Here is a 21,751-nt window from a genome sequence, read left to right as displayed (position 1 = left end):
TGGGTCCTCTGTGTCCGGACAGTCACCCTCGCTTGCCGGCAGCCTCGAAGACCGCGCGTACGTCCTCGACGTGGCGGCCCTCCAAGGTCTGGTGGACCAAGAGGTCGTGGCCCATGCGGCTGAGGACGTTGGCGCCCATGTTGGGGTCGCGGAGGCCGATGAGCTGACGGGGGTAAGGAGGAGCGTCCGGGCCCGCGTAGTCGAGGGAGAGGGTGCCCGCAAAGATCGCGTCGGTGATGGCCAGAACCGCCTGGACGAAGTGGTCGTAGAGCCCGGCGGTCGACTCGATGCCCGGTCCGGCGTAGAGCCAGCCGGCGAGGAGCGGTTCGAGGTAGACGCCCGTGGTGTGGACGTCGGTCGGGGCGTAGTTAGTGACGAAGTCGCGGAAGCAGTCCCGGGCCTGGTCGATGTGGCCGTCGATCGGTAAAGGTGCGGGCGGGCGGTTGGCGGGCATGGGGATTCCTTGAGGGTCGCAGGGATGGTTGTCGATCAACGGCAGCGCGGATGTCACGGCGCGAACGGGTGTCTTGGAAGCCGAGAAATGGCTGCCCACACGGCTCGTCGCCTCGGTGCGGGCTGCGGCGCTGGGGCGCCGGTCCCGCCCCGATGCGACGACCACGCAACAGATCAGCCAGGGCGCAAGGCCCGCTTGTCGATTCCGGCCGAGTCGAACTCCGCCTCCAGGTCGACGAACGTGCAGCCGCGCAGTTCCATAGCCATCTGCGAGGCCAGCACCCACGGCATCCGTACGTCCCACCAGGGCAACAGCACCTGCCCCACCGGCAGCGGTCCGGCCGGCCCCGGTTCGTACAGGGCGCCGAGGACGCCTCCGGGTCGAGGGTCCCTGACGCGTACGGCGACGTGACCGCCGCGCCGGAGGAACGGGCACATGCGGACCGACAGCGCGGCGCACGGCAGGCACACCGGCGGGTGCGTCGCGCCCATCTCCTCCGGCCAGCCCGGCCAGTCGTCCCGGTCATCGCCGAGCAGCCACAACACGCCGTCGTCATTGCGGTCGGCGGGGCCTGCGCAGACCTGGCACAGGAGCTTGCGCATGGTGCGGCGCTGCCGGGCGGCATGGACCGTGCCGAACTTCGGACGCCCCTGCCCGGGACGGATGACGCTGCGGTACCAGAGGACGCCGTGACGATCCCGGTCGTGCAGCGTTTCGTCGGCGTAGGCGATGCCGCGCCCACTGGGGCGATTGACGATACGGGCGGCGGGACGGCTCTCGGCTGTCCAGGAGGCGATGTACGGCACGGTGGGCTGGCTCGGCGGAGCGTCAACCGCGCGCGAGCGCTCCTTGGGTGTCGGTACTGGTGCGTGGGGCATGAGGTGGCAAGTCCCTCGGGGTAGTCGGTCAACGGCCGTCTTGGTCAGGTGGTTCGGCCGGCTGGTGAGAACGGGCCGGGGGAAGGAGTACGACTCGTCCCTCGGTTGTGCTGCTGAGCCATCTCTGCCGCCAGACCGGCGGCGATCAGGCGTGCCAACTCCCGGCAGACGTCGGGGCGTACGGTTCCGACGGGGACGACGCCTTGTCCGATGACGTTGACGTCGGCCTTCAGGCCAGGGACGTCGGACGCGAGGCCCGCGCCGGTGAGTTGACGGGCGAGGGCCTCCGCGGCACGGCGGGCATCGGACCATCCGCGCACGTACGGGATGCCAGGGGCGAGGGTCTCGGCCGATCGGGCGCACACGCCACGCGGGTCGGTCATGTCGTCGGCTCCCCTTCCTGGGGTGCGGTGGCGGTCAGCCCGAGGCGCAGCAGCTCGGCGACGCGTTCGGCGGTGTGCGGGGCGATGCGGCCGAGGTCGACATAGCCCAGGCCGAAGGCGTTCATGTCGGCCCGCAGGTACGGGAAGTCGCGGTGCAGTCCGGCAGAGGTGAGTACGTCGCGCAGCGCGGTGGTCGCGTCGCGGGCCGCGTACCACTCGGCCGTGTCCAGCGGCGTCCCATCGCCGGCCCCGAGCCGACCGAACTCTCCCGGCCCGCTTCCGTCATCGGGCCTCATGCAGTTCCACCTCCCCGAGGTGTGCAGCCCGTGCGATGAGGTCAGCGGAGGCAGCGAGCATCACAGCGACGGCGGTTGTGCGGCCCGAGGAGGGCCCACCCTCGCCGACCGGAGGGCACAGCCACTCGTACCGATCGCCTGTCAGCGTCAAGGGACCGGGCACGACGAGCACCGCGTCCGCGTCGAGGTACCGGAACACGGGTGGAGTACTTGTCTCCTCCGCCAGTACACGGTGGAAGCTGCCACGGGACCGCGGCGGGAGCATGAACCCGATCTGCCGGGCGGCCCAGTCGGCCAGCACGGGGCCCGAAGGCATACGGCGGCGCCGGAGCTGGCCGAAGGTCTCCAGTCCGAGTTCCTGGCCGACCACCAGCACCTCGAAGTGCTCCCCCACCGGCAGGGCGTAGGGTGCCCGCGGATTGTGCCGCCAGAGGTTGCGGCACTCCTCGCCGTCGACAGCGGCGCGCGTCAGCCACTGGACGCCCGATCTCGTGACCCGTTGCATGCCCGCTCCCTCCCTTCTCGTCAGGCGGCGAGAGATGACCTCCGCCGCCGTTCCAGATTCGATGTGGACGGCATGGACAGGGCAGATGACGGCAGGTGACGGGTGATGACGAGGCGACACCCGGCGCGTCATCCCCCGTCACCGTCGACCGGCGGCCGGGACGCGGAATTCGGAGTTCCCTCCGGCGTCCCGACACGTACGGTGGTGGGGCAACTACATGTCATCCACGACGGGGAGGGCGCACGATGGCGGGCGCTCCGGAGCAGATCGGCTTACGCCTCAAGGCGGCTCGCCAGCAGCGGGGTTGGAGTCAGCCCCGGTTGGTCAGCCAGTTGCGCCGCCGCGCCCAGGCGAGCGGGCAGGCGCTACCGTCCGACGCGAGCGTCAAGCGGAGGTTGGCGAGTTGGGAGAACGGGCACAGCGTGCCGGACGAGTTCTACGGTCTGCTGCTCGCGGGTGCCCTCGACCTCGGTGCGGCTGAGCTGGGCCTGTCCCCCAGCGGAGTACGGGACGGCTCGCTCCTGGAGATTCGGTACCCGCCCTCCCCCGAAGCGGCGATCTCCACGGTGGACCAACTCTGGCGCGCCGACCTCCACGGATACGAGCCCCTCCTCAACGCCGCGCCCTCCGAACCGGCGTGGAGCGACGCCTCGTTGCGCTGGTTGGTCGCCCCCGAACCGGCTCCGCTGACCGCCGACAGCCACACCGGGGCCCGGGTTGGCCTCACCGACGTGGCCGTGATCAAGTCCACCGGCGACACCTTCGCGATGCTGGACGACCGGTTCGGCGGCGAGCATGCTCGGCACGCGGTGGTGCAGTACCTCAGCCACGACGTTGCCCCGCTCCTCCACGGCCGTTATGCCGACAACGTCGGCCGAGCGCTGTTCTCCACCGTCGCCGAGGTCACGCTCCTCAGCGCATGGATGTCCTACGACGCCGGCCAACACGGCCTCGCACAGCGCTACTTCCTCCAGGCGCTCCGTTTCGCCCAGGACAGCGGGGACCGCCGGCTCGCCGGGAGCATCCTGTCCGCGATGAGCCACCAGGCCACGTTCCTCGGTCACTTCACCCAGGCCGCAACTCTCGCGCGTGCCGCCCGCATGGGCATCTCCGGCGTGGCAACGCCGACGCTCATGGCCCAGTTCCACGCCATGGAAGCCCGCGCACTGGCCCGCACCGGCGACCGGCACGCCTGCGAACTCGCCCTCGCCGAGGCCGCACGGCACCTCGACCGCCGCAACGACGGCGACGAACCCGAGTGGATCACCTACTTCGACGAGGCCGAACTCGCCGCCGAGGCCGCCCACTGCTTTCGCGACGTCAACAGCGCTCGCCAGGCTGTCGAGCATGCCCGCAACGCCATGAGCGGCAGCCACGTCCGATCCGACTTCTTCGCGACCATGGTGCTGGCTGACGCGCACCTTCGGGCCGGCGAGCTGGAGGAGGCGTGTCGCGTCACCCTGGACGCTCTGGACCTGGGCGAACAACTGAGGTCGGCCCGGTGCGTCAGCTACCTCGCCGAGTTCCGGACCGCACTTGCTCCGCACGCCAAGAGCGCCGCCGTGCGCGAGTTGCACGAACAAGCCGTAGGTCATCGCATGTGGGATGCCGCGGGCCAGAATCAGAATGGGGGGCGGGGATGAGCAGTTGGCTGGTCACTCTGGCCAGTGCAGCGGGGGGTGGTGTCCTCGCCATGGCAGCAACAACGGTCACCGATCACCTCCGTTGGAAACGTGACCGTGCCGAGCAGTGGAGCGCCAAGCGCTTCGAGGCTTACCGGGAGTTCATGAACGTCATGCACGTCCAGGTGGGCGCCGCCCGCTCCTTGGCAACCACACACGGACTTCTCGACGGCCCGCCTCCGGTCAGCGAGGAAGAGGGTGTGCGGGAGATAGCGGAGTCCGATCGCACTCTCGCGCTCGCCTATGAAACCGTCCAATTGCTGGGCAATGAGCGCACTGGCTCCGCAGCCCATGCATGGCGAGCGGCTGTATGGCAGCTGAGCGACTACGCCCGCGGTGAGCTTCCTGCCGAGCGAAACGACTGGGCCGTTGCGTACACGACGTACCGCGAGGCGCGCGACACGTTTCAGGCCGCCGTACGAGGCGATCTCGGTATTGGGGGTCCCGGCTTCCAAAGAAGGCACCAGACGACACCCGCCGAACCCGGCGGCGTGAGGCAGACCTCCTAGGGTTCGCAGATCACCGGACCGACTGAGTGCCTAAAAGACTCCCCAGTCGCGCCGGCTGCCGTTCGTCCGGATGGCCTCCACCCGTCGTACGAACTCCTCGGCGGCTCGCGGCTCAGCCGCCGCCTTCCCACCCATCCACAGTGTCATCATCAGCTCACGCACGTCGGCAAGGACCGGATAGCCGGGCCAGTTCATCAGGTCGAAGCCGTAGTGATGGACGAAGGACTCGTACTGCTCGCGTGTGTGCCAGCCGTAGCGGTCGTAGTAGATGGCGGTGAGGATCAGGTCCCACTCGCGCGGTGCCAAGGCGAAGCCGTCGAGGTCGATCAGCACGGCTTGACCGGAACGGTCACGGAGGATGTTCCCGATGTTCGCGTCGCCGTGGATCAGCCCGAACGGCAATACGAAGTCGAGGCGGCCATAGTCCTTCTCCAGACGGTCGGCGTGCTCAGCAAGGAACTTGACGTCCTCGGGCTGTACGCCGACTCCCAGGCCCCGCAGTGACGCGCGCACCTTCGCGAAGGGATCGAAGTACGGCAACCCCAGTGACTCCGGCTCCTCAAGCCAGTGCAGCCGCTTGAGAAGGTCGGCGAGTTCCGCAACGCTCGCGTACTCCTCCGCGTCCTGGACGCTTTCCCAGAAGGTGACGACGCGTCCACCCACGACGAGCGGCTGCGCGACGTTGGATACGACTCTGTTCGCGGGGAAGCTCTCTGCCGCAAGCCATCGCGCGACACGGACGGCCCGCTCCATCTCGGCAAGGGCGTCAGGGTCGGCCGCGATACGTACGATCACGCGCAGGGCGGCTAAGTCGTAGACCGCGTTGGAGCCGAGCCGAACCAATCGGGCGCCTGCCGGGTCCAATCTTGCCGTAGCGCACGCTTCTTCGAGCACCGCGAGGGTTGCCTCCGCGGTGAAGCCCGCGGCCCCGCCATCTGCCATGTCATCGCCAGAGACCCCACTCGCCATGCAACCGACCATACGGCCCGCCTCCCGCACCTGACAGGTGGTTCGCGTCGTAGGGACGTAATGATCACGCCGCGCTGAACCGCGTCACAGTCCTTCCACCCAGCTCAGCAGCCTACAAACAGCAACAGCCTGCCCGCTCCAGAGCCGTGTGCCCAGGCTCGAATCCTGCCGAGCGGGACACGGCACCCGCTGCGCGCTTGTCGTGCTTCCTTCACCACCGGTCGCGCGCCTCCCACGGCGGTTGCCCCCGCTGCGATCGTGGCAGCGGAACCTGTGCCCATCGTCAGCCCGAGAGGAGCAACCGTGGGAGAGCGCCAGCCGAAGTGCCACGCCCTTACGCTGAAGGGGACGAGTTGCCAGCGTCCAGCGATGAAGGGTTCATCACGCTGCCAGGATCATCAAGGCGCGTGGTCGGCACACGAGGCGAACAAGCGCCGCGCAGCCAGCAAGAAGACCACCAAGAAGAAGCGCTGACGCATCGTTGTCGCTCTGGACAAGCACAGCCAGACTGATGGCATGCCTCCCAGCCTTCCATCCGGCATCCAAGTTCGTCCCTCGATCGCTGCTGAGGGAACGGTGGATGCCGACCGCGACCGTGAGAGTCTGCTGGAGCGGCTGAACCAGGCAGTGCGCCTGCCCGAGGACTTCGGCGGCCTCCCAACGGTGGTGCGCCTCCTCGATCGACTCACGGCAGTCGAACCGAGCCGCGGGGATCACGTGTAGATTCCCGACACGAACGCGCGCCTGGCTCCATCAACGATGCTGAGGCAGGGCTTTCCCGACCCGGATGTCCATGTCGTCGCGTCCCAGTACGGGGAGGATGCTCACCGCCGGGGTTGGCTCCGCCTAGATGTACTGACCCGTTAGGTTGGGGACGCGGCTGGCGGGTGGTTGGCCTTTGAGTGCGGTGTGTCCGCGGTGGTGATTGTAGGTGTGGAGCCACTGCTGATAGGCGGCGCGTCGTTCGGCGTCGGTGCGGTAGGGCTTCGCGTAGGCCCATTCGTCCAGCAGGGTGCGGTTGAACCGTTCGACCTTGCCGTTGGTCTGGGGCCGGTAGGGCCGGGTGCGTTTGTGTGAAATACCTTGCTCGGCAAGGGAGTTGCGCCACAGATGTGACTTGTAGCAGGAGCCGTTGTCGGTCAGGACCCGCTGGACGGTGATACCGGCGGCGGCGAAGAAGGCGTGGGCGCGCTGCCAGAACCCGACGGCGGTCTCTTTCTTCTCGTCGGCCAGGATTTCGCTGTAGGCCAGGCGGGAGTGGTCGTCGATGGCGTTGTGCAGGAAGCTCATGCCCGCCTTGGTGCGGTTCTTGCGGCCTGCTTGCCGGCCGAGGACCTTGTGGCCGCCGCCGTCGGGGATGTTGCCGAGTTTCTTGATGTCGACGTGGACGAGGTCGCCGGGGGCGGCGTGTTCGTAGCGGCGGATCACCCGGCCGGTGGCACGGTCCAGGTGGGCCAGGCGGGCCAGCCGGTAGCGGGTCAGGACACGGTGCACGGTCGCCGGGTTCAGCCCGAGAAGGTAGGCGATACGGGCCGGTCCCCACCGGCGCAGGACACGGACCTTGATGATCCGCCGCTCGGTACGGGTCGGTGTCCGGCGCGGGCTGGAGTGCGGGCGCGAGGAGCGGTCGACCATCCCGGCCTCGCCCAGCTCCCGGTAGCGGGCCGCCCACCGCTGAGCCGTGGTGGGCGAGACCTGGAAGCGTTCGGCGGCCCGGCGCAGGGTCCACCGGTCGTCAACGATGCAGCGGGCCAGCCGCAGACGGCCGGTCTCGGTCAGAGGTGCATTACGGTGGGGCATGAGGGCCTTCTGATCGTTCGATGTCGATGTCGCAATCCACACCGAACCCGGAAGGCCCTTACTCGTTCAAGATCACCCCACCGTGATCACTGTCACCAACCTCCGTGGACAGAACACCTAGACCGTACGCTTACGCCCGCCGAGCACTCGGCCGTCGTCGACACCGCTACGCCCTGGTCGAGGAACAACCGCTCACTGAGCGTTTTCAGCGTTGCCTCTCCAGGGTGAGGACGGCTTTGGTGATGACGCTCATGCGGTTGGGGCTGATGCGGGATCTGCGGAAGATCTGCCAGGACTTCAGTCGTGCCATGCCTCGTTCGACGGGTGCTCGGGCTGCGGACAGGGCCCGGTTCGCGGTCTGCTCGGTGGGTGTGAGTTCGCCGCCTGGTGGGCGGCGCTTGGCGGTGGTGACCCAGTCGCCGGCGCCGATGTAGGCCATGTCGGCGAGGATCGGGACGCCCTGTCGCGCGCAGATCCGAAGGATCTTGTGGTTGCGGGCGGCTGTCAGGTCGTGGGTTCGGCCCGGCAGTGCCGGCGACAGCCAGAGGATTTCCCCGCTGGGGTCTGTGACGACCTGCACGTTCACCCCGTGCCGCTTGTGTTTCGAGGAGTAGTCGGCCCTGCCGTCGCCGACGCGGTCGCACTCTGCGAGCGTGCCGTCCAGGAGGACGAAGTCCGGATCGTGTGCGCGCAGCGTCTTCAGCAGGCCCGGCGCCTGCTCGGCGAGCAGGCCGGTGACCGCGGTGACGTAGGCATGGGCGGTTCCGACTGATATCCCCAAGGCCGAGGCGATACGGGCGAGGGTGTCGTGGCGGCGCAGGTACACCAGTGCGATCAGCGCACGACGGTGCGGCGGGAGTTTGCACCGGCGGTCACCTCCACGGGTGACGATGAGCATCGTGACCCACTCGACCAGGGCGTGCGGCAGGTCAAGTGCGATCCCGTATGGAACCGACGTCACCGACTGACGGTGCCGTGGCTCCAGTAGATCGGAGCACCTGGATCTCGCGCAGGACAGGCCGAGGCAGGTGAGTGGAGGGTGGTCATGCCTGAGTGCCTTTTGGGCGCCCGTACCTTGCGCCGGCGAATTCCTTGAGCGGTTTATTGAACCGCTTGGGGTGGACAGACGAGTGGCTGTAGGTCACGTCGTAGAGGGAGTATCCGCCAGCTTGATGTGGGTGAATCCCGTTCGCGCTACGCAACTCGGGTGCTGGAACGCTGCCGTTCTTGAACCATGCCACTACGACGCCGTTCTGGACGGTGATGTGCTCCAGCGTTTGCCAAGTGACCGAAAACCCTAATTCCGGCCTTCCCCCATTGGCGTCTCGGGAAAATCGAATTCCCTCATGGTCCAGGGTGACAGTGTCCGACGCCGCGAACAGCCCGGCCAGCCAGCCCACGCCGCACCCGATTCCCATCACGACGGCAATGATTCCGAATTCAACCGCCAGACTGCCAAAGATCATGTCACCCGTATCAAGGTCGTTGCCCGACTTCCTCAAACACCACATTCCCAGGACTGCCAGAAGTATCGTGGGAAGGCATCCCCACCCAGCAAGGAAGCCGCCCGTGGCGTCCGAGTACTCGTCCCCGTATTTCTTGATGAGCTCGCTGGCACTGTTGGTGACAGTGACCGGCTTGAGGCGGGCCGTCGGCTGCTTCTTCGGTGCCGCAGGAGGGGCCACCTTTGGCTTGGGTGCCTCCGCCAACATTGCCAGCGCCTCGGATATGGTGGGCCGGTTCGCGGGGTCTTTCTCCAGCAGGTGAGTAATGAGGGCTCCCATTTTCCCCTTTGCCTTCACCGGTGGAGCGGGCTGCTCGGTGACCGTTGCGATCGGATTCTCCACTGGGAACGGCAGTGCACCTTCCACTGCCGCGTACAGGGTTACCCCTAGTGAAAAGAGATCCGACCTGCCGTCTCCTCGTTCGCCGCAGAGCCGCTCGGGAGCGATGAAGCCGGGCGAGCCGATGACGTGGGCGTACTGGGTCATACGCGTGTCTGCCTGCGCTACCGAGATCCCGAAGTCGGCGAGCAGCACCTGGCCGTTCTCGGCGAGCAGCACATTGGCCGGCTTCACGTCGCGATGCACAACTCCCGCGTCATGCGCTGCAGCCAGCGCGCGCAGCACAGCCTGGGCGATATCGCGTACCTGCTTCATCGGCAGGGGGCCAGCCTCGCGCATCTTGTCCGCGAGGGACTGCCCCTCCACCAATTGCATGACGATCCAAGGGACTTCGTCTATGACGACGACGTCATGCACGGTGACGATGTGCGGGTGGTCGCGCAGCCGCGCGGTATTACGGGCCTCCCGGGCGGCTCGCGTCAACAGTTCCGCACGTTGCTGCTTCGGCAACGCGCTACTGAGGGCCACCTGTTTCACGGCCACGTCAACACCCAAGGAAGTGTCGTGGGCTCTCCACACCTTGCCGAACCCACCGGCCCCCAGCTGCTGGCCAAGCCGGTATCGGCCACCGACCAATGACCCCTGCCGCACCTCGCTCGCCATGACTCCCCCGTTCCCCACGAGCAGGCCTACCTGCACCACTGTTCACTTCAGCACGGACAGGAGACGCGGGTGTGCCACATCCGGTTCCCGCACCCCGACGGCCCCTCCCACAACGATCTCACCCAGGGTGAGCTACACCCATACTCTTCACAGAAGTTGTACGACACGTGGCGGCGGCCCCGGGGGCGACCTGAACCGCCCCCGGGCTGGGTTACATGAGGCTGAACTGGTCGGGGTTTCCTTGAGGCGGGTCGGGCGCCATGGGGGGCGCGTCCGGGGCGTTGCGGTTGTGGCGCAGCCACCAGGCGAACTGCCAGTTGCGGCAGGTGCGGTAGCGGGTGGAGGGGTGCATCGGTGCTTCGGCGGGGATGTTGTGTTCTCCCCAGCCGGTGATGGGACGGGCCTCTTCGAGGCTGACGTGGAGGCCGGGTACGAGCGCGTCGCCTTCCCAGTGAGGTTTTCTCAGCGAAATGATCTTCGCGAAACGTTGTGAACCGCTCGCCCTTGGGCGGATCGGACGAACCCATCCTGGTCGTGGGCAGACGTAAAGCCCCTGGTAGGACAGGTCTCACCACAAGAACTCGTCCGAACCGCCAGAGGCTTCACGTTGGTCACCTATGTTGCCACGCTCGACGTCCCGCGCCACGTCGTGGAGCACCTTTCACGACTGCTGGCCGCCCACCGGCGACGGCTGCGCACCCCGCGGGGGTCGCGGGCGCTGGGTCCGTTCCGCCAGGCCCTGCTGGTCCTGCGCTGGTTCCGCGGGAAGGCTTGCGTGCACTGCCTGGCCCGCGACGCTGGCGTCTCGCAGGCCACCGGCTACCGCTACCTCCACGAAGGCATCGATGTCCTGGCGGAACAGGCCCCCGACCTGCACGACGTCCTCAACCGCTGCAGGCGGGACGGAATGACGCACGTGATCCTGGACGGCACGCTCATCGAGTCCGACCGCCTCGCAGGCGTCCGCGACAACGGCAACGACCTCTGGTTCAGCCAGAAACACAAGGCATTCGGCGGCAACGTGCAGTTCCTGTCCGCCCCGGACGGAACCCCGCTGTGGGTCTCCGACGTCGAGCCCGGCTCCACACCCGACATCACCGCCGCCCGCATCCACGCCCTGCCCGCCCTGTACAAGGCCGCTACCGACGGGCTACCGACCCTCGCCGACAAGGGCTACATCGGCGCCGGCATCGGCATCCACGTCCCGGTCCGCCGCCCCAAGGGCAAGTCCGAACAAGCCCTCCACACTGACACCCGCACCACGAACACCCTGATCAGGGACTTGCGCGCCCTCGGCGAACGCGCCGCCGCCGAACTCAAGGAACGCTGGCGGGCGCTGAAGCACGTCTCACTCAGCCCCAGCCGGATCGGCGACATAGCCCGCGCCGCACTCGTCCTCAACGGAATCTGGAAATGATCTTCGCTGAGAAAACCTCACTGATCGGGTGACGGGGCGGTGTGGGATCGGAGTGCGCAACGGGCAGGGCTCCCGTGCCGTTGAGGGAGGTGTTCGACGTCTCAACTCAGCAACACAGGAGCCCTGTTGGTTCCGTATCCTGCCGCACTTGACCTGCCGCACGCCCTGGTCGAGTGGGTCACGATGCTCATCGTCACCCGTGGAGGTGACCGCCGGTGCAAACTCCCGCCGCACCGTCGTGCGCTGATCGCACTGGTGTACCTGCGCCGCCACGACACCCTCGCCCGTATCGCCTCGGCCTTTGGGATATCAGTCGGAACCGCCCATGCCTACGTCACCGCGGTCACCGGCCTGCTCGCCGAGCAGGCGCCGGGCCTGCTGAAGACGCTGCGCGCACACGATCCGGACTTCGTCCTCCTGGACGGCACGCTCGCAGAGTGCGACCGCGTCGGCGACGGCAGGGCCGACTACTCCTCGAAACACAAGCGGCACGGGGTGAACGTGCAGGTCGTCACAGACCCCAGCGGGGAAATCCTCTGGCTGTCGCCGGCACTGCCGGGCCGAACCCACGACCTGACAGCCGCCCGCAACCACAAGATCCTTCGGATCTGCGCGCGACAGGGCGTCCCGATCCTCGCCGACATGGCCTACATCGGCGCCGGCGACTGGGTCACCACCGCCAAGCGCCGCCCACCAGGCGGCGAACTCACACCCACCGAGCAGACCGCGAACCGGGCCCTGTCCGCAGCCCGAGCACCCGTCGAACGAGGCATGGCACGACTGAAGTCCTGGCAGATCTTCCGCAGACCCCGCATCAGCCCCAACCGCATGAGCGTCATCACCAAAGCCGTCCTCACCCTGGAGAGGCAACGCTGAAAACGCTCACTGCAAGAGGTCGTGGCCGAGTTCGGCCCACCGTCTGTCACCTTTGGCTCCACCGAGCCGGACCGGCCCAAGACCGTCAGCTACGCCACCTCCGACCCCGCGGCCGCTGTGGTCGCCTTTCACCTCGGCTTCGCGCCGCCGGAGACGGACACAGGTTCAGGCAAGGGATCACCGACCAGCCCGGCTCTGCTCGCGGTCCGCGTCCACGACGGCTTCTTCGGCGGATGGGAAGTCACGCCACTCGGAGAGAGTCAATTCGGCTGAACCTTGGTGCTCAGAGCCCGTCGCCCACGTCGTAGGGACGTAATGATCACGCCCTCACCCACCGCCCGGACCCGCTCCCGCCCAGCTCAGCGCCCCGCAAACAGCAGCGGCTCCCCCAGCCTCCGGAGCCGTGTGCGCAGGTTCGAATCCTGCCGGGGGCACACCTAAAAGGCCCGTTGACCTGCGGAAACGCGGATCTGACGGGCTTTTATTTTTGCGAAGACACACGGCCGGCGAGGCCGTTGCACTTTTCGCCACGCACACTCGACCAGGCCGCTGACCAGGCACTTTCAGACGCGAGTGGTTCGTCGACCACCCAAGCGAGGGGCACTTTCCGCAGCCTGTGGCGTATTCGTGACGCGGAAGGAAGACCGCCAGGCAGGACAGGCAGGATGCCCAGGGCGCATGCGAGCGAGGCGTGCCGTCGCTAGGCCCTGCTGGAGCGCCTTGAAATCCCGGCCGCCTTGCTGCGGAAACGGAGCCCGCATCGTCACGGAGTGCGACGGCGTCAGCCGCGGCGAAGGGTCGCGCTACTCGTACTCGCCCAGGAACTTGTCGATGCGATCATTCGCGACCGTCTGGCGCCCGTAGAGACACTTCGCATAGGTGCGCAGCAGCGTCTCGACGGTGTTGCCGGCCCGCTCGGCGACCTCGGTGGGATCCACTCCCGCGTTCAGCCACGTCGACAGCGCCGAGTGCCGCAGGTCGTACGCGCGGGCAACAAGAGGCGATTCCACCAGACCTGGTGGGAGCGCCAGGACACGTGCGTCTCGCAAGGTCGTGCAATAGCCGCTGGAACCCAGCACTCGTCCCCGCTCGGTGAAGAACATTCTTCCGTCGGCCGCCGTGCCGAACGTGTCGACGCTCTGTCTCCAGATCGTCACCAATTGTGGCGGCAGTGGCACCACACGAACCGCTCCACTCCTCCGGCTCTTCAGACCGCGCTCATCGTGGTTACAGCCGCTGTCCGTGTACTTCTTGCCGGCTTGCGGACGAGTCTCGTGCAGCACGAACCGGCCCCAGCCGTGTGCCGGCAGAACGCAGTCCTGGTACTTCACGGCCACGGCTTCTTCGGGCCGCAGACCGGCGTAGTACATCCCCGCGAAGAACCCCACCAGCCGCCGTCCCCGAGCCCGTCCGTACAGCCCTACGTACGACAGGGCGTCCAGCAGCGAGCGCGCCTGGCCCGGATTCACCAGAACTCGCGGATCAACCTCCTCGTCGTCCCTCGGCACCTGCCAGCGGATCTCGGGAATCAGGTCCTCACCAGCGCCGCCCCCGCCGAACGCATAACCGACCGCATTCACCAGCGCCTTCTTACAGTGCCGTTGTGTGCTTCCCGGCACCGCAGACCCATCCGCTCGAACGCTCAGCGACCGGATGACCCCCTTCATCACTTCCGGATCCAGAAGATCGTCCACAGGCCGCGTCGCCCGAGCCACCCAGCGCAACGCCATCCGCTCGTCGCCCGGCACCTTCCGGTCCGCCGGACGCGGCACCACGAACGCCCGAAGCCGCAGCGCCCGGCGCAACAGCTCCTCGTCGGGTCGCAGCGTCCGTCCTCTGATCATGGCCAAAGTGAGGGCGCACAGTCCGTCGTTGTCTTCACAACGTGTCTTCGCCGCGGTCTGCCGCCAGCGCACCTCCATGTACTCCAGCGCGAAGTCATACCAACTCCGACCAGCAAAAGGCGAACTCCGACGCTCGGCCACGGCAACCCCAGGGCCCCCGCCGGCGCCGGATTCGCGCCTCACAGCGCTCACCAACTCAGCCGCCAGCTCATCGGCAACGCGCCTGACACTCGCCGACGTGCCTCTCCCCCGCCCCACGGCGCCCGGCATGCCTGGGCGCTTCCCCGCACTCGCCTTTCTGGCGCGCCCTGCCTGATTCCGCATGACGCTCGCCACCTCTCTACCTGTTCAACGATCGACGCCGAGGAGGGGTGCCACTCAGCGGGAGCCGCAGACCAAACGATCTGCTGGCGAAAATCCAATAGCTGACCGTTTCAACGCAACGCCGTACAAGACCGCCTCCCGCAGGCTCGCCCCTCCCCAGCCGCGCGAGGCATACTGCGTGTATGCAGCCAGGGGTGCGCTACGCGGACATCCGCCCGTACACGGTTCCCGAGTCGCTCAGCGAGTTGGCCGGGCCGACGAGCGGGATCGTCAGCCTGCCCCTGAGCCTGGACTGGTCCCAGCAGAGCCGCTACAACCTCGGCATCGACAAGGACCGGCGTCGCCTCTACGAGACAGTCATCCGCGAAGCCATGGACGTCTCCGAACTGCGGCGGTTTCTTGACGAAGGGCTGCTGCTGCGCCTGTGGCCCTCGCTCTGGCTGCCCGCACGCGCGAAATCGCTGTGGCAGGAGAGATTCCCCCAGCTGAGGTCCGCTGCCGCCGCATAGTGTGATCCGCATGGACCACCTCCACGCCCGTCTGACCCGGCTCGCCCTGGCGGCCGCAGCCGGGGACGGCTTCGTACTCGCCGGCGGATACGCCGTCCAAGCCCACGGCATCCTCAACCGCGTCTCCGACGACGTCGACCTCTTCACCAATCAAGGTGATCCGCAAAGATTCTACGCTGCGGTGAACGCAGTACAGGACGCCTACACGTCCGACGGGCTGACGGTTGAGGTGATGCGATCTGGAGATTCCTTCGCGCGCCTGCTGGTCACCGATGAAGACGGCCGGCAGACGAAGGTGGAGATGGGCTACGACTGGCGTGCTGAACCGCCCGTCATGATGGAAGTCGGCCCGGTCCTGCACCCCGACGACGCCGTCGCCAACAAGGTCTCCGCCCTCTACTCCCGCGCGGAAGCCCGCGACTACGTCGACGTACACGCTGCCCTCACCAGTGGACGCTACTCGGCCGAGGACCTCCTTCGCCTGGCCGAAGAGCGCGATCCGGGCTTCGACCGCCCCATGTTCGCCCAGGCGCTGCGCGCCTCAAGACGCTGGGACGACGAGGACTACATGAAGTACGGCCTCGACGCCGAAGCCGTCACCCGCCTGCGTTCCGCAATGGAGTCATGGGCCGACGAACTGGAACTCGACGCCCGCCGCCCAACTGACGAGCTGCGGCCGTCCCAGGACAACCAACTGGGCACCACCAGCCAGAGGCCGACAGGCAGTCCGACTTCCAAGCCATCGGCACCTCCGCGAGGCGACGGTCCCGGAAGGAAGCCATAGCAACCGCTGACACCCCGCCGGACCTCGTGGACCGGTGCCCGGCCAGCAGAACTCGCGCCAAAACGCACAACGTCGAGGAACCTGACGCTTGTCTCCGCGGAAGATGAGCGGGCACCCCTCGTCATATGGGATGCGGGCGCTCTCCCCGGAACTGGCGGGCACGTGTCCACGCAGCGGGGCAGAGCCCACCTGACCGGGAACGGAGGCAGTCGCACCCGCACGCTCAGACCGTACTGCGCCGCGCTTACAGCGGACTGGCTCCCTGGCGACGGGGTGGGACCGGGTGCTGTCATCGGCGGCCGCCGCTCCTCTGGGGCCGCTTACGCGACGGCTCGACCTTGTAGGTGCGCTGACGGCCGCTTTCGTCGACTTCGTCTACGCGCCCGCCGTGGGGAAGTCGCTCCATGATCTCCACTGCGGTGGCCCGGCGTTCCCGCTCCGACATCGCAGCTGTACGTCCCCTCGCGAGCTCCAGCAAGATTTCCCTCAACCCCGCGCTTCCGCGTCGACTTATCAGCCGCATAGCCAGTCCCAGGGCATATCAGAGCTCCACCAGATCCAGAACGGTTCACACCGAGTTCGGACTGGTGGCAGCCGGAGATATTCATCTGGGTCTTGACCGGCCGAAGTGCCCTCTCCCCTCAGTTGTTGGTGAAGGGCACGTGAGCGGGGTCGTCGGCGAAGCGGAGCACGTCGTGGGCGTGATCGCGCAGGCGTTGAAACAGGTTGTGGGCCGGAGTCTGTTTCCGGCCCGGCGCTCGGGGATGGAGCGAGAGCCCGACGGCGATGCCCTGATAGAAGGCTTCGAGGTGCAGCAGCAGGGCCTCGGAGGCGATCTCGCTGATCTCGTCGGAGCACACCCTGATCGCCTGTGTTCAGGCCGGCCAGGGCCCACCGGATCTGCTGGTGCCATCTCTGGGCGGGGAAGTCCTCCTCGGCCGCGGTCAGTTCGCGGATCAGGTGCGCGCCGCACAACTGGGGTCCGCAGTGGGTGTATCCGGAATACAGGGAGAGCGAGTCGTGGACCAGGACGCCGCGGTAGTGCGGCAGCACCTTGCCCTGGTCGGCGCCGTCTCGGGAACGAGGCGCGAGGTGGAACTGGGTGAGGAAGTCGGTGCAGGCCACGTGCAGTCAGCGCCGTACGGCCCCGATCCGGGTGGTGGTCTCGTCCGCGTGCAGGATATGCCCCATCACCAGCAGGGCCCGGATCAGGTTCAGGGAGTCTTCGACCAGGTCGGCGGCCTCGTTCAGCAGGGAGGTCACCCAGCCGGTGGAGACCTCCGTGCCGGTCACGTCCGCGATCAACTGCGCGGTCCGCTCGACCGGGATGTGCTGGAAGACCAGCAGGTAGACGGCCAGCGCGCGCACGTTCGGGCCGTAGGAAGAGGGCGACCCGGCGATCTGTCCGGGCATGGGCTCGGCGGTGACCGTGCCGCACGCGCACCGGCAGCGATGGGCCCGGTGCTCGGTGACCATCACTGTGGTTAGGGGGATGTCACGGACCTGGCGGCGCTCGAAGCCGATGTTGTCGCTCCCGCTCAGCGCGCTCCCGCAGCCGGTACAGGCCGCCGGGACATGGTCCTCGGTGACGTCGGGGTTCTCGGTCATGGCCAGTCCGGCCCCGCCCGCCCCGGGCTGACGGCCCCGCTTGCGTCCGCTCTTGGGTGCCGCCTTCTTCTCCGGCCGCCCGAAGGTGTCCGACGACGACGGCATCGAGGAGTTGCCCGAGTTGCGGCCAAGACGCCGCTCCAGCTCCGACACCCGCGCGGTCAACCGTTCATCCCGGATCCACCGGTTCACTTTGTGAGTGATCGTTTTCGGTGATCGGGGCGATGTATCTGGCGGCGGGCGTGGGGTGGCCGCTGGTCTGCCCAGCTTTTCCACATGTCCACAGCGCTCGGGCCCTGACGGGGCGGGTCGGATACGGGCAGGTCAGGCCGGTTGGTGCGGGGTGTGTACGGCGTGGAAGAGAGCTTCGAAGGCGTCGTGCCAGGGCCAGAGTTCGGGTAGGTGCAGGGTGAGCCGCCGGGCTGAACGGGCCAGCCGGGCGGGCACGTTGATGAGGTGATCGCGGATGGTCGCGCACGTCGCGCGGGCGTGGACGGTGCCGGTAAGCGTCCCGCAGGCGCGGGTCAGATTGAAGGCAAGGGCGGCCAGCGCGAGCCAGGCGGCATTCGCCTGGAAGCTGCCCGAGGGGGCGTGCGCGAACAGTCCGTTCTTCAGCTCACAGATCACCTGTCCCACGATCGCGTGCCGGCGGTGGTCACGCTCGGCGTCGGTGAGCGGCAGCGTGCTGTCGGTGAATGCGGCATGGTAGCGCCAGGTGGTGAACAGCTCGACCTGGCCCCCGGGCACCGACGCCGGGTTGAGGCGCTTCACGCGGCGCACGATGAGGCGGGCGGTGACCTGCTGCTTCTTCGGTTTCGAGGTGAAAGCGGTGTAGGGGATCTCGGCGATTTCGGCGTCCGATATCCAGCGTTCCTCCTCGCTGTCCCAGATCGCCTGGGGGTACTTGATCGCCCTCCTAGCCGTCTCGTCGATGGCGGCGATGGCCTGCTTGATGGAGGCGTTCATCCGCACCGTGACCGAGAAGCGGGCGCCGGCGGCCCGGCAGGCGGAGATCACCTCGGCGGCGTAGTAGGCCGAGTCCGCCCGCACGATCAACATGCCCCTCGCGCCAGATGCGCGGGCCGTGCGGATCGCCTCGGCGGCGAACGATCCGGCTCCGCGCACCGAGTTCACGCTGCCCTTGCGCAGTCTGGTTGCGGCGATCACCGGGGCGGCCAGCAGCGTGGACAGTGTCACGATCAACGCGTTCAGGCCCTTGACCTTGTTGTATCCGTAGCCCGCCCCTGCTTGGCATAGCCGTAGACCGGCTTGATCGTGTCGTCCAGGTCCAGGTAGGCGACCGTTCCCGCACCGGGCAGCAGCGGAGTGTGCGAGGCCAGCCGGGGCAGGAACCGTCGGGCCACGGCGTGCAGTTGTTTCACGTGTCCGTGGGTGAAAGACCGCAGGAAACTGCCGAGAGTGGAGGGGGCGCGCACCCCGGTGAACAGGCGCCGCATCGCGCCGTGCTACAGCCGGTCCATATCGTCGATGCTGTCCGCGCCCGCGGCCATGCCCGCGATCAGCGTCATCGCCTTGGCGGCCGGGAAAGCGCCGGTGCCGTCCTTCGAGGCCGGCAGCCGCACCAGCTCGCCGATCAGGCCCGGCAGCCCGCACCGCTCGGCCAAGCGCACCAGCGGCGCGAGCCCGCCGTACGCGACCAGATTCGGATCATCGAACCGTGCGGAGACCTTCGCCGCGGCATGGGAAGATTGCATCTCAGAAGTGCCTTGCCGATCGTGCGTGCTGGAAGCCTAGAGAACTCCCATCATCGCAGGTCACAAGGCACTTCCTCGTCCCCAGCAGCATCACGGCCGGACATCAACCCGTGGATCCGGGCTGAGGGGTCACTTCAACCTGAGCGGACACCCCGACGGCACACGCCTCGCCCGCAGACTCACGAATCAATGTTCCGAAGCTCAGACAATCCGACCTTGGCGCTCCCCAATGAATCCTTAAGGACCTGGCGCCCGTCCGTCGCAACCCACACCTTTCGCCCCCCTGCCTCAAATTCTTCGGAAAATGAAACCCACGCCTCGAATACGATGCGAACCAGATCTCTGCGCACAGCGCTTCGGCGAGAAATCTCCTCAATTTCAAGGGCCAATTTACCGGAAGTCGCACACCATTTATTGAACTTTGCATCTTCCGTCAGAATTTCACCGAGGAGTACGATCGCATCATTTCCAAGCATTTCGCTTGAGAGTAGCAAAATGACGAGGTTTGTCACGGCCGATTTCGTTGGCATCCGCAATTCGGGGGGCAACGGCCACCTACTCTCCACGCGGCCATCTCCTCGCCACTCGCCCACACTCGACGGTCCAACAGTAGTACAAAATACCCCCGATCGTAATACCCCAACTACCGGAAGCGAAAATTACACACCTTCGAACCGGTGGAATCTATCCATGGAGCTTAATGAATAGAGTGTTCAAATCATCAGTCTCCAGCCCCTCGGGTATGTCAACGCCCCCCTTGCGCAATACATCGGCACAATATGTGGCGCAGCTTCGCGTATCATAGTCGTAAGGGCCGAAACTTTCACCTTCGGTTCTCATTTGATACAGCATCGCAGCTTGGGCATCCGGCAGATCAAAGGTGACTTTGAGGACGATCCGCGAGGGAGGACCGACATATTCCCGAGCGTGAGCAAGGTCGCCTATGTACCCCCACTGCTCGGTGTGCAAGGTGCGGTCCCCATAGGTCACTGAGATCGATGCGTGCTTCGGCCTGGTGCCGGCATCCAAGTGAACAGTCGCCGTTCCTGCCTTGCTTTGCGGAAGTTCGCACGACTTCTCGCCGCCACCTGTGTTGTGCACCAAGATCGGCGTGGTCCCGGCCAGCACATAGTATGTGTGCTGACGGCCCTGCTCTACGTGCTTAATCGCAGGTCGGAGGCGGTTTGGCGGTCCGCTGACGTCCGTGGTTGTGCGTTGATGTCCGTGGTTGTTGCCGTCACTACTGCCGTCAGCGGTCTAGACCACATGAGGTGTCTGGCGGTCCGCCCTCATTCGGCTCCCGTGCCGTGCGGGTTGTCCCTATCCTGGCGTCATGAGTACCTTGCGTGAAGAACTGCACGAGCTGATCGACCGGCTACCGGAGTCGCAGGTCGCGCCGATACTGGCCCTCGTGCGGGAGAGCACTCCGGCCGAGGACGGCGGGGACGAGTGGCCCCTGCCCGACTTCGTCGGCGCGCTGTCCAGCGGTAAGGGCGACCTGGGCGCCCGCTCCGGCGAGATCCTGCGTGCCGAGCTGGGGCGCGAGTCCGAGTGATCATCTGGGACACCGGGGCGCTTGTCGCCGCCGCCGATGCCGACGACCAGGACCACGCTCGCTGCGTGGAGCTGATGCGCCGCACCCCACGCCCGCTGCTGGTCCCCTATCCCGTGCTCACCGAGGTCTGCTACCTCCTGGAACGCGAGCACGGCACCCGCGCGAAGCCGCCTTCCTGCGCTCTGTCAGTCTGGGGCAGATCAGCCTGATCCCCCTGGCCGCCCAGGACATCGACCGCATGGTCGAGCTGGTCGAGAAGTACGCCGACTTCCCTCTCGGCGCGGTCGACGCCTCCGTCTTCGCGGTCGCCGAACGACTCGGAGCCGACGCCATCGCCACCCTCGACCGCCGCCACCAGCGTCGTCCGCCCCAAGGCGCCCCTCTCCTTCACCCTGCTGCCGTAGGCCAGCCGCAATGGCCGAAACAGCGTGGGCTGCGCCTCCGGCAGGATCGGGGCTTGAGCGGGAGGGGTCTCTCGTCGGTCAGGCAGCTTCGCCGGGCCAGGATGCTCCGGGGCCGCCCAAGGGCCACAATTGTGACACTTCACCCGCGTCGAGATGATCGGGCCTCAGCCGCCGACCGTCAGCCACGATGGCGGGTGCGCCGAACGGCCACCCGTCACGTGTGTCTCGCTCAGCCCCCACCGGCACCAGTCACGCTGTCCATGCCGTCACGGCCCGAGCCAGCCGACGGGCCCAGGCGTACGCGACGACGGTCCGGCCCAGCCGAGGGCCCTGCCCTGCCGGTCGGGTCCGTGGGTGTGCCGGGCGTGCGCGCCGAGTGGCCGGTGGGCGTCGCCAGCGGGGCGGCAGACAGGAGCGGGCGGCGGTCACCGGCCGCCGGCGCCGCGGCGGCCCGCGTCAGCGGGGCGCCCTTGAACCAGTAAAGAAACTCTGAACAGCTCGAACCGCTCGGAGCTGATGGTCTTGGTGGGAAGACTGGCGAGGCCGCTGCTGCGGGTGCGCTGGAGGGTGCGGCGGAGAAGATCCGCGCCCACGGGGTCGCGAACAACTCCACCGGCCGCACCATTGCACCCGGCTTCAGCCCGGTAGGCAGGCCCGTCTCCGGGACCGTGATCTTCAGGACCTCGGCCCGGCCGTCCTCCATCAGCATCACGGTCACCGTGTACAGCGACG

Annotated in this window: 24 protein-coding genes and 2 pseudogenes; 10 read left to right on the top strand and 16 right to left on the bottom strand. The window is 67.2% G+C overall.

Going from position 1 to position 21,751, the window contains the following annotated elements:
• Positions 1 to 22: 22 nt before the first annotated feature.
• From OG370_RS29575 to OG370_RS29555, 5 genes are all read right to left on the bottom strand, one after another.
• On the bottom strand, positions 23 to 454 hold the full coding sequence (locus OG370_RS29575) for a hypothetical protein (RefSeq protein ID WP_328469565.1): 432 nt from the start codon (positions 452 to 454) through the stop codon (positions 23 to 25).
• 173 nt (positions 455 to 627) lie between these two features.
• Positions 628 to 1,332 carry a hypothetical protein gene (locus OG370_RS29570; protein ID WP_328469563.1) on the bottom strand — a complete coding sequence of 235 codons (705 nt, stop codon included), beginning with the start codon at positions 1,330 to 1,332 and terminating at the stop codon, positions 628 to 630.
• Between the two features lie 44 nt (positions 1,333 to 1,376).
• Positions 1,377 to 1,715, bottom strand: a complete 339-nt coding sequence (locus OG370_RS29565; protein WP_328469561.1) for a hypothetical protein — start codon at positions 1,713 to 1,715, stop codon at positions 1,377 to 1,379.
• Positions 1,712 to 2,011: a hypothetical protein gene (locus OG370_RS29560; protein ID WP_328469559.1), complete on the bottom strand. Its 300-nt coding sequence runs from the start codon at positions 2,009 to 2,011 to the stop codon at positions 1,712 to 1,714. Before OG370_RS29560 ends, OG370_RS29565 begins: the two co-directional genes overlap by 4 nt.
• The gene (locus tag OG370_RS29555; RefSeq protein WP_328469557.1) at positions 1,998 to 2,516 is read right to left on the bottom strand and encodes a bifunctional DNA primase/polymerase; all 519 of its coding nucleotides are present in this window, start codon (positions 2,514 to 2,516) and stop codon (positions 1,998 to 2,000) included. Before OG370_RS29555 ends, OG370_RS29560 begins: the two co-directional genes overlap by 14 nt.
• Before the next feature lie 245 nt (positions 2,517 to 2,761).
• Here OG370_RS29555 and OG370_RS29550 point away from each other — a divergent pair, with 245 nt between their 5' ends.
• Together OG370_RS29550 and OG370_RS29545 are read left to right on the top strand one after the other, a co-directional pair.
• Positions 2,762 to 4,159 (top strand): helix-turn-helix domain-containing protein, encoded by a 1,398-nt coding sequence (locus tag OG370_RS29550; RefSeq protein ID WP_328469555.1) that lies wholly within the window; start codon positions 2,762 to 2,764, stop codon positions 4,157 to 4,159.
• Positions 4,156 to 4,707 carry a hypothetical protein gene (locus OG370_RS29545; protein ID WP_328469553.1) on the top strand — a complete coding sequence of 184 codons (552 nt, stop codon included), beginning with the start codon at positions 4,156 to 4,158 and terminating at the stop codon, positions 4,705 to 4,707. The genes OG370_RS29550 and OG370_RS29545 overlap by 4 nt, the downstream gene beginning before the upstream one ends.
• 30 nt (positions 4,708 to 4,737) lie before the next feature.
• On the opposite strand, the gene OG370_RS29540 is transcribed toward OG370_RS29545, so the two are convergent.
• Positions 4,738 to 5,676 carry a phosphotransferase family protein gene (locus OG370_RS29540; RefSeq protein ID WP_328469551.1) on the bottom strand — a complete coding sequence of 313 codons (939 nt, stop codon included), beginning with the start codon at positions 5,674 to 5,676 and terminating at the stop codon, positions 4,738 to 4,740.
• 516 nt (positions 5,677 to 6,192) lie between these two features.
• Between OG370_RS29540 and OG370_RS29535 the strand changes: the two genes are divergently transcribed.
• On the top strand, positions 6,193 to 6,399 hold the full coding sequence (locus tag OG370_RS29535) for a hypothetical protein (RefSeq protein WP_328469549.1): 207 nt from the start codon (positions 6,193 to 6,195) through the stop codon (positions 6,397 to 6,399).
• Positions 6,400 to 6,522: 123 nt separating this feature from the next.
• Here OG370_RS29535 and OG370_RS29530 read toward each other — a convergent pair whose 3' ends face one another.
• The 4 genes from OG370_RS29530 to OG370_RS29515 all read right to left on the bottom strand — a co-directional run bounded on the left by OG370_RS29530 (position 6,523) and on the right by OG370_RS29515 (position 10,335).
• Positions 6,523 to 7,476 (bottom strand): IS481 family transposase, encoded by a 954-nt coding sequence (locus tag OG370_RS29530; RefSeq protein ID WP_328468607.1) that lies wholly within the window; start codon positions 7,474 to 7,476, stop codon positions 6,523 to 6,525.
• A gap of 205 nt (positions 7,477 to 7,681) precedes the next feature.
• Positions 7,682 to 8,374 (bottom strand): transposase family protein, encoded by a 693-nt coding sequence (locus OG370_RS29525; RefSeq protein ID WP_328474512.1) that lies wholly within the window; start codon positions 8,372 to 8,374, stop codon positions 7,682 to 7,684.
• Between the two features lie 145 nt (positions 8,375 to 8,519).
• Positions 8,520 to 9,983, bottom strand: a complete 1,464-nt coding sequence (locus OG370_RS29520; protein WP_328469547.1) for a serine/threonine-protein kinase — start codon at positions 9,981 to 9,983, stop codon at positions 8,520 to 8,522.
• Between the two features lie 211 nt (positions 9,984 to 10,194).
• Positions 10,195 to 10,335 carry a hypothetical protein gene (locus tag OG370_RS29515; protein WP_328469545.1) on the bottom strand — a complete coding sequence of 47 codons (141 nt, stop codon included), beginning with the start codon at positions 10,333 to 10,335 and terminating at the stop codon, positions 10,195 to 10,197.
• Between the two features lie 255 nt (positions 10,336 to 10,590).
• On the opposite strand from OG370_RS29515, the gene OG370_RS29510 reads away from it, so the two are divergent.
• The 3 genes from OG370_RS29510 (at position 10,591) to OG370_RS29500 (ending at position 12,549) form a co-directional block, all read left to right on the top strand.
• Positions 10,591 to 11,400: a transposase family protein gene (locus OG370_RS29510; protein WP_328462371.1), complete on the top strand. Its 810-nt coding sequence runs from the start codon at positions 10,591 to 10,593 to the stop codon at positions 11,398 to 11,400.
• A gap of 126 nt (positions 11,401 to 11,526) precedes the next feature.
• Entirely contained in the window at positions 11,527 to 12,276 is a 750-nt protein-coding gene (locus OG370_RS29505) for a transposase family protein (protein WP_328469543.1), read from the top strand.
• Between the two features lie 21 nt (positions 12,277 to 12,297).
• Positions 12,298 to 12,549, top strand: coding sequence for a hypothetical protein (locus OG370_RS29500; protein ID WP_328469541.1), 252 nt, complete (start codon positions 12,298 to 12,300; stop codon positions 12,547 to 12,549).
• A 530-nt stretch (positions 12,550 to 13,079) separates the two neighbouring features.
• On the opposite strand, the gene OG370_RS29495 is transcribed toward OG370_RS29500, so the two are convergent.
• Positions 13,080 to 14,261: a site-specific integrase gene (locus OG370_RS29495; protein ID WP_328469539.1), complete on the bottom strand. Its 1,182-nt coding sequence runs from the start codon at positions 14,259 to 14,261 to the stop codon at positions 13,080 to 13,082.
• A gap of 365 nt (positions 14,262 to 14,626) precedes the next feature.
• Here OG370_RS29495 and OG370_RS29490 point away from each other — a divergent pair, with 365 nt between their 5' ends.
• Together OG370_RS29490 and OG370_RS29485 are read left to right on the top strand one after the other, a co-directional pair.
• The gene (locus OG370_RS29490; protein WP_328469537.1) at positions 14,627 to 14,953 is read left to right on the top strand and encodes a hypothetical protein; all 327 of its coding nucleotides are present in this window, start codon (positions 14,627 to 14,629) and stop codon (positions 14,951 to 14,953) included.
• Positions 14,954 to 14,963: 10 nt separating this feature from the next.
• Complete coding sequence (locus OG370_RS29485; protein ID WP_328469535.1) at positions 14,964 to 15,737, top strand: nucleotidyl transferase AbiEii/AbiGii toxin family protein; 774 nt, start codon at positions 14,964 to 14,966, stop codon at positions 15,735 to 15,737.
• A 641-nt stretch (positions 15,738 to 16,378) separates the two neighbouring features.
• Here the strand turns inward: OG370_RS29485 and OG370_RS29480 are convergent.
• From OG370_RS29480 to OG370_RS29460, 5 genes and pseudogenes are all read right to left on the bottom strand, one after another.
• Complete coding sequence (locus OG370_RS29480) at positions 16,379 to 16,597, bottom strand: hypothetical protein (RefSeq protein WP_328474910.1); 219 nt, start codon at positions 16,595 to 16,597, stop codon at positions 16,379 to 16,381.
• A gap of 28 nt (positions 16,598 to 16,625) precedes the next feature.
• Positions 16,626 to 17,537, bottom strand: a pseudogene (locus tag OG370_RS29475) (IS66 family transposase); the annotation flags it as partial.
• A 132-nt stretch (positions 17,538 to 17,669) separates the two neighbouring features.
• Positions 17,670 to 19,060 (bottom strand): annotated as a pseudogene (locus OG370_RS29470) (IS1380 family transposase).
• Positions 19,061 to 19,239: 179 nt separating this feature from the next.
• Positions 19,240 to 19,572, bottom strand: a complete 333-nt coding sequence (locus tag OG370_RS29465) for a hypothetical protein (protein ID WP_328469533.1) — start codon at positions 19,570 to 19,572, stop codon at positions 19,240 to 19,242.
• Positions 19,573 to 19,744: 172 nt separating this feature from the next.
• On the bottom strand, positions 19,745 to 20,188 hold the full coding sequence (locus OG370_RS29460) for a hypothetical protein (RefSeq protein ID WP_328469531.1): 444 nt from the start codon (positions 20,186 to 20,188) through the stop codon (positions 19,745 to 19,747).
• Between the two features lie 205 nt (positions 20,189 to 20,393).
• Between OG370_RS29460 and OG370_RS29455 the strand changes: the two genes are divergently transcribed.
• On the top strand, positions 20,394 to 20,615 hold the full coding sequence (locus OG370_RS29455; protein WP_328469529.1) for a hypothetical protein: 222 nt from the start codon (positions 20,394 to 20,396) through the stop codon (positions 20,613 to 20,615).
• Positions 20,587 to 21,501 carry a type II toxin-antitoxin system VapC family toxin gene (locus OG370_RS29450; protein WP_328469527.1) on the top strand — a complete coding sequence of 305 codons (915 nt, stop codon included), beginning with the start codon at positions 20,587 to 20,589 and terminating at the stop codon, positions 21,499 to 21,501. The genes OG370_RS29455 and OG370_RS29450 overlap by 29 nt, the downstream gene beginning before the upstream one ends.
• Positions 21,502 to 21,751 lie beyond the last annotated feature (250 nt).

This window comes from Streptomyces sp. NBC_00448 (genome assembly GCF_036014115.1).
In the GTDB taxonomy this organism is placed as follows: domain Bacteria; phylum Actinomycetota; class Actinomycetes; order Streptomycetales; family Streptomycetaceae; genus Actinacidiphila.
Note: the sequence above shows the minus strand (reverse complement) of the source record. Positions and strands in the feature narration are given on the sequence as shown.